The organism is Conchiformibius steedae, from assembly GCF_014054725.1.
Taxonomy (GTDB): Bacteria; Pseudomonadota; Gammaproteobacteria; order Burkholderiales; family Neisseriaceae; genus Conchiformibius; species Conchiformibius steedae.
Genome location: NZ_CP059563.1, coordinates 1,973,378 through 1,986,739, shown reverse-complemented (window position 1 = coordinate 1,986,739; position 13,362 = coordinate 1,973,378). Strand labels below are relative to the sequence as shown.

Annotated in this window: 13 protein-coding genes; 9 read left to right on the top strand and 4 right to left on the bottom strand. The window is 51.8% G+C overall.

Going from position 1 to position 13,362, the window contains the following annotated elements:
• Window position 1: 1 nt before the first annotated feature.
• Window positions 2-469 (bottom strand): 6,7-dimethyl-8-ribityllumazine synthase, encoded by a 468-nt coding sequence (gene ribH, locus H3L98_RS10130; protein ID WP_027021926.1) that lies wholly within the window; start codon window positions 467-469, stop codon window positions 2-4.
• 42 nt (window positions 470-511) lie between these two features.
• Entirely contained in the window at window positions 512-832 is a 321-nt protein-coding gene (locus tag H3L98_RS10125) for a DUF2185 domain-containing protein (protein WP_027021925.1), read from the bottom strand.
• A gap of 209 nt (window positions 833-1,041) precedes the next feature.
• Here H3L98_RS10125 and rpsO point away from each other — a divergent pair, with 209 nt between their 5' ends.
• From rpsO to glnE, 8 genes are all read left to right on the top strand, one after another.
• Window positions 1,042-1,311 (top strand): 30S ribosomal protein S15, encoded by a 270-nt coding sequence (gene rpsO / locus H3L98_RS10120; protein WP_027021924.1) that lies wholly within the window; start codon window positions 1,042-1,044, stop codon window positions 1,309-1,311.
• A 123-nt stretch (window positions 1,312-1,434) separates the two neighbouring features.
• The gene (locus H3L98_RS10115; protein WP_034333180.1) at window positions 1,435-1,983 is read left to right on the top strand and encodes a glutathione peroxidase; all 549 of its coding nucleotides are present in this window, start codon (window positions 1,435-1,437) and stop codon (window positions 1,981-1,983) included.
• Between the two features lie 2 nt (window positions 1,984-1,985).
• The gene (locus H3L98_RS10110; protein WP_027021922.1) at window positions 1,986-2,939 is read left to right on the top strand and encodes a D-2-hydroxyacid dehydrogenase; all 954 of its coding nucleotides are present in this window, start codon (window positions 1,986-1,988) and stop codon (window positions 2,937-2,939) included.
• Between the two features lie 169 nt (window positions 2,940-3,108).
• Window positions 3,109-4,041 carry a septum site-determining protein MinC gene (gene minC, locus H3L98_RS10105; protein ID WP_027021921.1) on the top strand — a complete coding sequence of 311 codons (933 nt, stop codon included), beginning with the start codon at window positions 3,109-3,111 and terminating at the stop codon, window positions 4,039-4,041.
• A 146-nt stretch (window positions 4,042-4,187) separates the two neighbouring features.
• Window positions 4,188-5,000 (top strand): septum site-determining protein MinD, encoded by an 813-nt coding sequence (gene minD / locus H3L98_RS10100; protein ID WP_027021920.1) that lies wholly within the window; start codon window positions 4,188-4,190, stop codon window positions 4,998-5,000.
• Window positions 5,001-5,003: 3 nt separating this feature from the next.
• Entirely contained in the window at window positions 5,004-5,288 is a 285-nt protein-coding gene (minE, locus tag H3L98_RS10095; RefSeq protein WP_027021919.1) for a cell division topological specificity factor MinE, read from the top strand.
• Window positions 5,285-6,211 carry a LysR substrate-binding domain-containing protein gene (locus H3L98_RS10090; RefSeq protein WP_027021918.1) on the top strand — a complete coding sequence of 309 codons (927 nt, stop codon included), beginning with the start codon at window positions 5,285-5,287 and terminating at the stop codon, window positions 6,209-6,211. Before minE ends, H3L98_RS10090 begins: the two co-directional genes overlap by 4 nt.
• Window positions 6,212-6,277: 66 nt before the next feature.
• Entirely contained in the window at window positions 6,278-8,950 is a 2,673-nt protein-coding gene (gene glnE, locus H3L98_RS10085; protein ID WP_246327819.1) for a bifunctional [glutamate--ammonia ligase]-adenylyl-L-tyrosine phosphorylase/[glutamate--ammonia-ligase] adenylyltransferase, read from the top strand.
• A gap of 274 nt (window positions 8,951-9,224) precedes the next feature.
• Here glnE and H3L98_RS10080 read toward each other — a convergent pair whose 3' ends face one another.
• Window positions 9,225-10,391, bottom strand: a complete 1,167-nt coding sequence (locus H3L98_RS10080; protein ID WP_034333500.1) for a polyamine ABC transporter substrate-binding protein — start codon at window positions 10,389-10,391, stop codon at window positions 9,225-9,227.
• Window positions 10,392-10,673: 282 nt separating this feature from the next.
• Here H3L98_RS10080 and H3L98_RS10075 point away from each other — a divergent pair, with 282 nt between their 5' ends.
• Window positions 10,674-11,816 carry an ATP phosphoribosyltransferase regulatory subunit gene (locus tag H3L98_RS10075; protein ID WP_027021914.1) on the top strand — a complete coding sequence of 381 codons (1,143 nt, stop codon included), beginning with the start codon at window positions 10,674-10,676 and terminating at the stop codon, window positions 11,814-11,816.
• Window positions 11,817-11,876: 60 nt separating this feature from the next.
• Here the strand turns inward: H3L98_RS10075 and H3L98_RS10070 are convergent, their stop codons facing one another.
• Window positions 11,877-13,280, bottom strand: a complete 1,404-nt coding sequence (locus H3L98_RS10070; protein WP_027021913.1) for a dihydrolipoyl dehydrogenase — start codon at window positions 13,278-13,280, stop codon at window positions 11,877-11,879.
• Window positions 13,281-13,362 lie beyond the last annotated feature (82 nt).

Below are 13,362 nucleotides of genomic sequence, written 5' to 3'. Positions count from 1 at the left end.
GTTAATCTTCGGCAATCTCGTCCCAATACTGAAGCTGGTTTGCCATTTCTACCACCACTACAGCGGCATCTTCGGCTTTTTCGCGCACCCGCGAATGGGCTTGCGAGTCGTTTTCGGTGGTTAAAATGGCATTGGCAATCGGAATGCCGAAATCCAAGCCCACGCGGGTTACGCCTGCGCCCGATTCGTTGGCAACCAATTCAAAATGATAGGTTTCGCCGCGAATCACCGCGCCCAATGCCACCAGCGCGTCAAACTGTCCTGAAGCCGCCATGCGTTGCAGCACCAAAGGCACTTCCAAAGCGCCCGGAACGGTGGTAACCGTAATATCTTCGTCTGCCACGCCCAAATCCAGCAGTTTTTGGCGGGCGATGGCAAGCATGGCGCTGCCGATTTCGTTAGAAAAACGGGCTTGGACAATACCGATTTTTAAATTTTGACCGTTGTGGTTGGGGGCGATGATTTGCATGATGAACAATCCTTTTGTGTTTCAAGGTGAGATAACGTTGATTTAATCTTGCGGCTGCCAGTCGGCGGCGGCGACATAGGCTTGTGTGTGGTCGCACCATTCCCATGCGCCTTCGCTTTCGTGCAGCAGCGCGGCGATTTCGGGGTGGGCAGACGCCACTTCCTGCACAGGCAGGGTATCAAAATTGGCAGCGTCGTCACAAAATTCGTCGCTTTCGCCGCCGCTGAAAAAACGCCAGCCGCTGTCGTGTTCAAAAGCGGGCGCTTCGCGGTAGGCAAAACCGACAGCGGTGCTGTCGTCCAAATCGCGGCTGACCACCGCATAGCTTAAAGCCGTGGCAAGGGCTTGGGCAAAAGTATTCACAATCCGTCCTAAACAGGCAGTCAAGATAAAATAACGGTGGCGATTATACGCTATTTTTTGCAAAAAAATTCTGTATTGCTGCGGCGTGTTGTGGCATAATCGGCGCCGTTGCCGCCATGTGTGCGTGCAATATTTCGGAGTTTGCAGGGGTTTTTATCCCGCTCGGCAAACTTGTCGCCGCAAGGCTTGTTTTGATTAGGATTTTAATTATGGCTCTGACCGTAGAACAAAAAGCAGAAATTATCAAAGACTTCCAACGCAAAGAAGGCGATACGGGTTCTTCAGAAGTGCAAATCGCGCTGCTGACTTTCCGCATCAACGACTTGACCCCCCACTTTAAAGCCAACCCCAAAGACGTACACAGCCGTCGCGGTTTGCTGAAAATGGTAAGCCAACGCCGCCGTTTGCTGGCGTACTTGCGCCGCACCGATGCGGACACCTACCGCAACGTGATTACCCGTTTGGGCTTGCGTAAATAAGCGCCTTGCGCCGCAAAATGCGCCCGTAAGTACACCAAAGGCCGTCCCTGCTAGTCTTGCGGACGGTCTGTCTTGCATTGTATTTACCCGTCTCTTATTTTTAATTTTTATAAGGAAAAAATCATGGCTTCTGTTTACGATTTTAATGTTAATACCTTGGATTACGAAACCCGTTCTTTGGGCGACTACCGTGGCAAAGTGCTGCTGATTGTCAATACCGCCACCAAATGTGGTTTAACAGGACAATACGAGCAACTGCAAGCCCTGTATGCCAAATACCGCGAGCAAGGCTTGGAAATCTTGGATTTCCCCTGCAACCAGTTCCGCGAGCAAGCCCCTGAAGAAGGCAAAGAATACGCCCAATTGTGCCAAATGAAATTTGGTACAGAATTTACCATTTTTGAAAAAATTGAAGTTAATGGCGACAACGCCCATCCGCTGTATGTGTATTTGAAAGAACAACAACCCGAAGACCAAGGCAATGCCAAGTTTCAAGATTTGTTGATTCGTTTGGCATCTTTGGGCGAAAAGCGCGAAGGCAGCGACATCAAATGGAATTTCACCAAATTCCTGATTAACCGCAAAGGCGAAGTGGTGGCGCGTTTTGCCCCCAGCACCGAGCCTGAAGAAATCGTGGCGGATATTGAACGCTTGCTGGCAGAGTCAGCCTAATTATCAGCGGCATGAATATTGTTTTTCTTGACCGCGATACCTTGCCCGCGCGGGCGTTGCGTTTCGGTTTTGAACATTGTTATACCGAATATCCCGTAACTGCGCCCGCGCAGCTGGCAGAACGGATTGCCGATGCCGATATTGTGATTTGCAATAAGGTGATGTTTGACCGCGCTGCTTTTGCTGCTGCGCCACGCCTGAAACTGGTGGCACTCACCGCCACGGGTTACGACAATATTGATTTGGCAGCGGCGCAAGCGGCAGGGGTAACGGTGTGTAATATCCGTGCCTATGGCAATGAAAGTGTGGCGGAACACGCTTTTATGCTGTTGTTGGCACTGATGCGTAATCTGCCTGCTTATCAGCGCGATGTGGCGGCTGGCGTATGGCAAAACGCGCCGTTTTTCTGCCATTTTGGTGCGCCTGTGCGTAATCTGCACGGTAAAACTTTGGCAATATTCGGGCGCGGTAATATCGGGCGCACCTTGGCGGGGTACGCGCAGGCATTTGGTATGTGCGTATTGTGGGGCGAACACAAGGGCGCAGCAACGGTGCGTGAAGGCTATACGGCGTTTGACGAAGCCTTGGCGCAGGCAGATGCGGTGTCGCTGCATTGCCCTTTAAACGAACACACCCGTAATATGATAGGCGAGCGCGAACTGCAATTGATGAAGCCCGATGCGGTGCTGATTAATGTTGGTCGTGGTGGTTTGGCAGACGAACAAGCGGTTTTTGCGGCATTGAAATACGGGCAGTTGGGCGGTGCGGGCTTTGATGTGTTGAGCCAAGAGCCGCCGCGTGAAGGCAATCCGCTGTTGTCGCGCCTGCCCAATCTGATTGTTACGCCCCATGTGGCATGGGCTTCGGCGGAAGCCTTGGAAAACATGACCACGATTTTGGAAGCCAATATCGAGGCTTTTGTTGCAGGTACGCCGCAAAATACGGTGTCTGTGTAAAGCGGTTTTATGGATTAATCAATTGTTTTATTTTATAAAAAATTGTGGATTTGCAGGGTGTGCGGGCAAAGTGTCCGCACACGCGCCGCTGCGCCTGCCGCGCTATTGAACAAGGTGCTTAAACAGGGTACACTTCAGCCATTAAATAAAACAATCGCCATTAAAAAATATGAAACCTGCGTTTAATGTCAAGTCTGCGCGTTTGGACGCGCTGGCGGTGCAGCTGCACGATTGCGATTTGGCGCATGTGCGCGAAACCTTGCAGCAAAATATTGAAAAATATATCCGATTTAAAAGTCTGCCCTTTGTGTTGGACATTAGTGCTGTTGAGTCGCCCGAAAATTTGCCCATAGGCGAAATTGCCGCCCTGTTTGCTTTGTATGAAATCAATATTGTGGCTTTGCGCCATAGCGATGCCGCAGTAGCCGCCTTGGCAGCGAAACACGAATTGTCGTTTGTGGCAGCACAACGTAGCGAAGTGTCGGCGGATTTGGAAGCAGAAACCCGTTCTGCCGATGCCGAAAACACCGAATCAGAAGAAGCCGATACGGAAGGTTACGAAGCCGTTGCGGAAGAAGAAAACGCCAAACCCGTGCGTGATGACGATATGCTGTACAACGACAACGATGCCGTCAAAACCGTGGAAATGGCAAAAGAAGCCGATTTACTGGACGTTACCGCCGAAGCGCCTGCCACCTCTATGGATGTGGCAGATGCCCCCGAAACCGAAACGGCGTGTGAAAAAGTCAGCGTCAATGCTTCCAAACCCACGATTGTGGTGTCTGCGCCCGTGCGTACAGGACAACAAATTTACGCAGAGCAGGCAGATTTGATTGTATTGGGTTCGGTTAGCCCTGGTGCGGAAGTGATTGCCGACGGTAATATCCACATTTACGCCCCTTTGCGCGGGCGTGCGCTGGCGGGTGCGTCTGGCGATACCAATGCGCGGATTTTTGTTCAATCCATGCAGGCAGAGCTGGTGTCTATTGCAGGTATTTACCGTGTGTTTGAGCAAAGCCTGCCGCAACACCTGCACCGCAAACCCGTGCAAATCGAGTTGCACGATGACCGTTTGGCGATTGGCGCGATTCACACCGAATAAACGCCGCTAAACCGCGCCCTTCAATCAAGCACGGCTGCCGAAAAATTGATTTTGCGGCAGTTTGCCCCATATACGGCGCAAGCATTTTTCAAGGCCCGCACGCCTGCTGCGGCGGGCGCGATATTTTTAGGATAAGGAGCCCCAAAGTGGCAAAAATTATTGTAGTAACTTCCGGTAAGGGCGGAGTAGGCAAAACCACCACCAGCGCCAGCATTGCCAGCGGTTTGGCATTGCGCGGACACAAAACCTGCGTGATTGATTTTGACGTGGGTTTGCGTAATTTGGATTTGATTATGGGCTGCGAACGCCGCGTGGTGTACGATTTGATTAACGTGATTCAAAAAGAAGCCACCTTAAATCAGGCACTGATTAAAGACAAACATTGCGACAACCTGTTTATTCTGCCTGCTTCGCAAACCCGCGACAAAGAAGCCCTGAACAAAGCAGGTGTAGAGCGCGTGTTGGCGGAGCTGATTCAAAGCCTGCGTTTTGAATATGTGATTTGCGATTCGCCTGCGGGTATTGAAACAGGCGCATTGATGGCACTGTATTTTGCCGATGAAGCCATCATCACCACCAACCCCGAAGTATCCAGCGTGCGCGACTCTGACCGTATTTTGGGCATTTTGCAAAGCAAATCCCGCAAAGCTGAGCGCGGTCAAACCGTTAAAGAGCATCTGCTGATTACCCGTTATTCGCCCGAGCGCGTGTCTAAAGGCGAAATGCTGTCGGTGCAGGATATTCAAGACATTCTGCGTATTCCGCTGTTGGGCGTGATTCCCGAATCGCAAAGTGTATTGCAGGCTTCCAATGCGGGTTCGCCTGTGATTCATCAGGACAACGCCACTGCCGCCGAAGCCTATAAAGATGTGGTGGCGCGTCTGTTGGGTGAAAACCGCGAAATCCGCTTTGTCGCGCCCGAGAAAAAGGGCTTCTTCAAACGCTTGTTCGGGAGATAAGCCATGTCTATTTTTGAGTTTTTGTTCGGTAAAAAGACCAAATCGGCGAATTTGGCACGCGACCGTTTGCAAATCATCATCGCCCAAGAGCGCAACACCCGCGATACCGACAACGAAACCCCTGATTTTCTGCCTACTTTGCAGAAAGAATTGCTGGAAGTGTTGTCCAAATATGTGAAAATCGAATTGGACGACATCAATATCGCGCACGAAAAACGCGACGGCATCGATATGCTGGAATTGAATATCACTTTGCCCGATAACAAAAAAGAGGTAACACTGCAATGACACTGACCGAGTTGCGCTATATCGTGGCGGTGGCGCAGGAACGGCATTTTGGTCGTGCTGCGCAACGCTGCCATGTAAGCCAGCCGACTTTGTCGATTGCCATCAAAAAGCTTGAAGAAGAGCTGGGGGTGATTTTGTTTGACCGCAGCAGCAACGAAGTCATCACCACCGATTCGGGCGAGCGCATTGTCGAGCAGGCGCGTAAAGTATTGAACGAGGCGGACGTTATCCGCCAAATGGCCACTGAAGAGCAAAACGAGCTGGAAGGCGCGTTAAAGCTGGGGCTGATTTTTACCGTGGCACCGTATCTGCTGCCGAAGCTGATTTTGTCGCTGCGCGATATTGCCCCGAAAATGCCCCTGATGCTGGAAGAAAACTACACCAATGCACTGACCGAATCGCTTAAACGCGGGGAGTTGGACGCGGTTGTGGTAGCAGAGCCGTATCATGAAGCGGGTGTAGAGGTGATACCTTTGTATGACGAGCCGTTTTTTGTGATTGTACCGCGCGGGCATCCGTTTGAGGATTTGGATGCGGTATCGGCAAAAGAGCTGGAAAAAGAACGCCTGCTGCTGCTGACGGAAGGCAATTGTATGCGCGACCAGATTTTGGGCAGCTGTAGCGAGTTGGCGCAACGTCAGCGCATTCCGGGCTTAACCAGCACTTTGCAGGGCAGTTCCATCAACACCATCCGCCACATGGTGGCAAGCGGTTTGGGCATCAGTGTGTTGCCTGCTACGGCATTGACCGAAAACGACCATATGTTGTTTTCGATTGTGCCGATTGCGCAACCTGCACCGCAGCGGCGCATTGTGTTGGCGTACCGCCGCAATTTTGTCCGTCCCAAGGCTTTGGCGGCAGTGCAGAACGCGATTGTCAATGCCCAACTGGCGGGCGTGAGTTTTATTGCTTCTACTACCTGATGATTAAAGGTTTTTTGCAGCCGCTTGAAACGGAGGGTTTCCGTTTTCAAACGGCTGTTTTGTTTTGTGAAAGGGAAAACCGTGATACACCCCGATGCCGTGCGTAACCATTCTTTGTGGCTGTCGCGCCAAATAGATAACGGATTATTGGACGAAGCGTGGCTGCAGGCACATTTGCCGCAGCCTTTGAGCGAAGCGGATTTTGCGGCGTTTGCCGATTGGCAGGCTTTGGACGAAAGCGAATTGGCGCAGCAATTGCGCCTGTTGCGCCGTCATGTGCTGGCGCAGGTGATGATGCGCGATTTGTGCGGTGCGGCGGATTTGGCGGAAGTGTGTGGCACGGTTACCCGTTTGGCGGATTTTGCCGTAAATGCGGCGGAACAAGCAGCACACGCAACGTTTGCGGCGCGTTACGGCGAACCTGTGGGGCATTACAGCGGCGAAAAGCAGCGTTTGAGTGTGGTGGCGATGGGCAAGGCTGGCGGATTTGAATTAAATGTTTCGTCTGATATTGATTTGATTTTTGTTTATCCCGAAAACGGCGACACAGACGGACGGCGCAGCATCAGCAATCAGGAATTTTTTACCAAAGTAGGTAAAAAAATCATTGCCTTGCTGGACGATATTACCGAAGACGGACAAGTGTTCCGCGTGGATATGCGTTTGCGTCCCGATGGAGACAGCGGCGCATTGGTGTGCAGCGAAGCGGCTTTGGAACAATATCTGATTACACAGGGGCGCGAGTGGGAACGTTATGCGTGGTGCAAGGCGCGTGTACTGACCCCGCATCGGCACGGTTTGCGCGATTTGGTGAGACCGTTTGTGTTTCGTAAGTATTTGGATTACAACGCTTATGAAGCCATGCGCGATTTGCATCGCCAAATCGCCGCCGAAGCGCACAAACGCGGCGCGGAAGACAACATCAAAATCGGCACGGGCGGCATCCGCGAAGTGGAATTTATCGCCCAAATTTTTCAAATGATACGCGGCGGACAAAACCGCGCCTTGCAATTAAAAGGCACACAGGAAACCCTAAACTGCTTGGCGCAACACGGCATTTTACCCGAACAGGACGTGCGCGATTTATTGGCAGCCTACCGTTTTTTGCGCGATACCGAACACCGTTTGCAATATTGGGATGACGGACAAACACAAACCCTGCCCGCCACGCCCGAACAGCAGCACAGTTTGGCGCAAAGCATGGGATTTGCCGATTATGGCGTGTTTAGTGATGCTTTAAACGCGCACCGCCGCCGTGTACACCGCTTGTTTGCCGATATTCTCGACACCCCCGACACCGAACGCAACAGCAGCCACAGCCTTGATAATATTTGGCAAAACAGCGATGACGAAGGCGAAACCGCCGCGCGTTTGCGTGATTTGGGCTATGCAGCGGCAGACGAAACCGCCGCACGGCTGGCGCGTTTGAAAGCGGGCAACCGTTACCGCCGCCTGTCTACCCACGCCCAGCCGCGTTTTGATGCCGCCGTACCGCGTTTGATTGAAGCCGCTGCCCGTTGCGCCAACGCCGATGAAACCTTGTGGCGTTTGCTGGATTTTTTAGAAGCTGTCAGCCGCCGTTCTGCTTATTTGGTGTTTTTACAGCAATATCCCGCAGCGTTGGCGCAATTGGCGCAACTGATGTCGCAAAGCGCGTGGTTGGCAGATTATCTGCAACGGCATCCCATTTTGTTGGACGAATTATTATCGGCACAACTGATGGCGCGTTTGGATTGGACGGCATTGGCAGACGAATTGGCGCGGCGTTTGGCAGCGTGTGATGATACCGAAAGCAAAATGGACACGTTGCGCCATTTTCAACACGCACAAACCTTCCGTTTGGCGGTACAGGATTTAGCGGGATTGTGGACGGTGGAAGCCTTGAGTGATGAATTGTCGCAGCTTGCCGATACCGTATTAAACGCTGCTTTGCCCGAAGTGTGGCGCAGCATCCCCAAAACCCACCGTCCCGACCCGCAGTTTGCCATTATCGGTTATGGCAAATTGGGCGGAAAAGAATTGGCGTATGCTTCTGATTTGGATTTGGTTTACCTGTATCACGACCCCCACCCCGAAGCCGCCGAACATTATGCCAAACTGGCACGCCGTTTAAATACATGGTTAAGCGGCAGCACGGGCGCAGGCACGTTATACGAAATTGATTTGCGCCTGCGCCCCAATGGCGAAAGCGGTTTTTTGGCGCACAGCTGCGCCGCCTTTGCCCACTACCAGCGCGAACAAGCATGGACATGGGAACATCAAGCATTAACGCGGGCGCGTTGGGTATGCGGTGCGCCTGCTTTGGCAGACGAATTCAATGCCTTGCGCGATGAAATTCTGTCACAGCCGCGCGATGAAACCAAATTAAAACAAGAAATTATAGAAATGCGCGACAAAATTTGCGCCACCCATCCGCCGCATGAACACGATGTGAAATATGCGCGTGGTGGGATTGTAGATGTAGAATTTATCGTGCAATACGGCGTGTTGGCGCACGCGCACCGCTATCCCGAACTATTAGAAAACAAAGGAAATATTGCTTTGCTGCAACGCATGGCGCAGCGCGGTTTGTTGGACGGTGCAGCGGCACAGCGTGCTGCCGAAGCCTATCGCCGTTTCCGCCATATCCAACACGCCGCTTCTTTGCACGATGGTAAAACCGCGCCACCCGATGCCGAACGCCAAGCCGATTACGCCGCAGTACGCGCATTGTGGGTGCAGGTTTTCATTAAAGATTGATATTCAATAAAATATTTTTAAATTAAGCTGCCTATTTTTCGCCGCAATGGGTAGCTTGCCATGTATTGGCATCAGAAAGGAAAAAAATGCTGCAGGTAAAAAATGTATGGGTAACAGAGTTTTTTGTTTCTGATGAACTGCACCACAAATTAAAAGTAGAGAATCTTGATGAAGGTTGGCGAATGCGTATTTGTCAATTGGTTTAACCATTGGATGGTAAAAACGGGCATACCCTGTGCGGTACGCCCGTTTATTATTTAAATCAAATCATTATTTATTTGCCTGCTTTCAAGCCTTGCCAGAGCTTGGTTTGCAGTTTAATGGCTTCAGGCGATTTGGGCAAAACCACATAGCTGTTGGCTTTCACTTCTTCGCTGGGGAAAATAGACGCATCTTGGGCGAATTCGGGCTTCATCAGTTCACGCGCTTGCTTGGCAGCGGGGGCGTAAGTCACAAAATCGCCGTTTTTTGCTGCCACTTGCGGGTTGAGCGTGTGATTGATGTATTTGTGGGCGTTGGCGGTGTTTTTGGCATCTTTGGGAATCATAAAAGCGTCAATCCACAAGGCCACGCCTGTTTTGGGGGTGAGTACGCTGATGTCAATGTTGCCACCTGATTCTTTGGCGCGGCGTTTGGCGATGTTCAAATCGCCGCCGTAACCAATGGCAACGCACAATTCGCCTTTGGCAAGGTTGTCGATATAGCCTGACGAGCTGAAGCGTTTGATGTCGCCGCGCACGGTTTTCATCATGGCAGTGGCAGCTTCCAAATCTTCGGGTTTTTCGCTATTGGGGTCTTTACCGATGTATTTGAGGGCTAATGGGAATTGCTCAACAGGGCTGTCGAAAAAGCTGATGCCGCAGCTTTTGAGTTTGCTGGTGTATTCGGGATTAAACACCAAATCCCATTCGTTATCGGGCAGTTTGTCGCTGCCGATGGCTTTTTTAACGGCGGCGGTGTTGATGGCGAGTGTGTTGACACCCCAAAAATAGGGAACGGCGTATTTGTTACCGGGGTCCACTTGGTCCATCAGTTTCATCAGTTCGGGGTCAAGGTTGTTGTAGTTGGGAATTTGGCTTTTATCAATGGGTTGGTATGCACCTGCTTTGATTTGACGGCTGATATTGGACAGCGAGGGCGCGGTTAAGTCAAAACCTGATTTGCCTGTGAGGATTTTGGCTTCTAATACTTCGTTGCTGTCGTAAAAGGCTTCGTTTACTTTTACGTTGTTTTCTTTGGCAAAATCGGCAATAGTGGCGGGGTCGGCGTAGTCTGACCAGTTGTAGAGGTTTAACTCGGCGGTGGCGGCTTGGGCGCGGGGTGCGGCGGATTCGGCGCTGCCTGAAGCCGAAGCGGCGGTGTGCTGGCTGCCGTTACCGCCGCCGCAAGCCGCTACACACAATCCGCCAATCAGACCAACCAACAGGGATTTTGCTTTCATGTTTTGTTTTCCTTTAAAAATCAATTTATCAAGCGCAAAAACGCGCATATTTGGGTTTTTGCCGTTCGGAAAACACCGAGTCCCAAACACACTTGGACGGCAGGCGCGATTAAACGAAAAAAACACCTGCAATGCAAGGGGTAAAGCCGATTTTCTGACCCGAAAAAATGTAAAATTCCCCTGCGCCGCCGCTACGTTGAAAACGGGGGGCGAAACATGGTAAAGTCCGCCTGTGGCAACCGCCGCGAAAATTGAAAAAACCACATAGGAAAACAGATTGTTATGCAAACTTGGCAGCTTCCCGAATACATCGCCGACATCCTTCCCCAACGCGCCCGCCATCTTGAACAGGTTAAAGCCAATGTGCTGGCTTTGTTCGGACGACACGGCTACGAATTGGTGTATCCGCCGCTGCTGGAATACAGCGATGCACTGCTTACCCATATTGACAGCGGTTTGTCCTTAAAAACCTTGCGTTTAAGCGACCCCATCAGCGGCAGACAATTGGGTATCCGCGCCGATATTACCCCACAAGTGGCGCGGATTGACGCCCATTTATTGTCTGCCAATCAAGGGATTAACCGTTTATGCTACGCTGCGCCCGTGTTGCACGCCCAACCTGATGGCTTTTTAACCACCCGCGAGCCTTTACAAACAGGCGCGGAACTATATGGCTGTACTGACATCGCCGCCGATATTGAGCTGATTGATTTGATGTTAAAAACCTTGGAAATGGTGTGTGGTGGCAAAATGATGTTGTCTTTGGGGCATATCGGTATTTTCCGAGCTTTGGCGCGCGCCGCCGCTTTAAACGAAGCTCAAAGCCAAACCCTGTTGGCATTATTGCAAAACAAAGACCGTGCCGAAGTTGCTGCGCATACCCGCGATTGGCAATTGGACGCGATTTGGGCACAAGCATTTGATTCGCTAACCGAACTATATGGTACGCGCAACATCACGCAAACCGCCCGCCAACGCCTGCCCCAGCTTGCCGCCGTTACCCAAGCTCTGGACGAATTGGAACGCATTTGCCAAGCCTTCCCCGACCAAGCCGTACACATTGATTTGGCAGAAGTCCGCGCCGACCGTTACCACAGCGGTTTGCTTTACGCTGCTTATACCCCCGCCCATCATGATGCCGTTGCCCGTGGCGGACGTTATGACGGCTTGGGTGCGTATTTCGGACGCGCCCGCCCCGCCACAGGCTTTAGCTTTGATTTGCGCCGTTTTGCAGGCGAACACGCGCAAACACCTGCCACCGTTGCCGTGGCACAGCAAGATGCCGCCGCTGCCCGCGCCGCCGTAGAACGCCTGCGTAGTGAAGGCGTGCGCGTGGTGATTGATTACGGTTTGCCCGACAACAGCGGCACACGCCAAGGACGTTTACTTGAAGAAAACGGCGAATGGGTGGTTAAAAATATTTGATTCAATCAGATAAAAGCTGTTCCCAAGTAAATCGGGAACAGCTTTTTAATCTTTAGGAAATTAAGGTTTTAACTGCTTTGCCACATCGCGCAAAGCGGTACGCAAACCTTCTTCAATTACAGGATGATAGAAAGGCATATCCAACATTTGCGCGATGCTTAAACCTTGCTGGTGCGACCACGCCAGCAGGTGCGCCAAATGTTCGGCGGAAGGTCCGATGGCTTCCGCACCCAAAAAACGCCCGCTGTTTTTGTCGGCATACACGCGCATACGTCCTTTATTCACCAGCATCACGCGGCTGCGCCCCTGATTTTCAAACGACACCTGCCCTACCGCCAAATCATCGCCATATTGCGCCAGCAAATCGGCATAACGCGCCCCCACCACAATAATTTGCGGGTCGCTGAACACTACCCCAATCAGGCTGCGGCGCAAACCTTGATGCAAATCGGGATAACGTCCTGCGTTGTCGCCCGCGATTTTGCCTTGGTCAGAGGCTTCGTGCAGCAGGGGAATTTGGTTGGAGGCATCGCCCGCAATGAAAATATGCGGAATAGAGGTTTGCATCAAATGCGGGTCGCGCACGACAGGCACGCCGCGTTTGTCGCGCTCAATATTCAAGTTTTCCAAACCGATATTATCTACATTGGGGCGGCGACCTGCCGCTGCCAACAGGTAATCGGCTACCCATTCGCGTGTTTCGCCGTTTTCTGTCCAACGCAGTTGCACTTTGCCTTCTGAATTTAAAGCAACATCGGTTTGGGTGTGCAAATGCAGCGGGAATTCGTTGGTAAAAATCTTTTGTGCGGCTTGCAAAACTTCGGGGTCGGAAATCCCGCCCAAGCTGCCGCTGCGCCCAAACACTTTTACCTGCACACCCAAACGTGCCAATGCCTGTCCCAATTCCAAACCAATCACACCTGTTCCCATAACCGCTACGCTTTCGGGCAAGGTGTTCCATGCAAACACGTCATCATTTACAATCAAACGGTCGCCCAAGGCATACCATTCGTTTTGCACAACAGGGCGCGAACCTGTGGCAATCACAATGCGTTCGGCGCAGATTTGGGTGTGGTCGTCAATTTGCACGGTGTGCGCGTCCACAAATTTGGCGTTGCCCATGATACGGCGTTCTGCAGGCCATGCTTCTACATCTTCCAGCACAAACCCGACAAAACGGTCGCGCTCGCTTTTGACGCGGCGCATCACAGCTTCGCCATCTACGCGCACGCTGCCGCTATCTACATACACACCAAAAGGCGCGGTGTGTAAAGCGTGGTAACGCGCTTCGGCAGCAGCAATCAGCAGTTTGGACGGCATACAGCCCACGCGGGCGCAAGTGGTGCCAAATTGATGGTTTTCCAGCAGATACACGTTTTCGGTGTGCAAACGGGCGTTGCGGAACGCCACCATGCCCGCCGAACCGCCCCCAATAATCACCACATCGGCGTTGAGTTGTTTCATTTGTTTACTTTCTGATTATACGGTTGAAATAATGTTTTCCCATCAAACAGCAAGTACTGCTGCCGTATGGACAATCGGATAT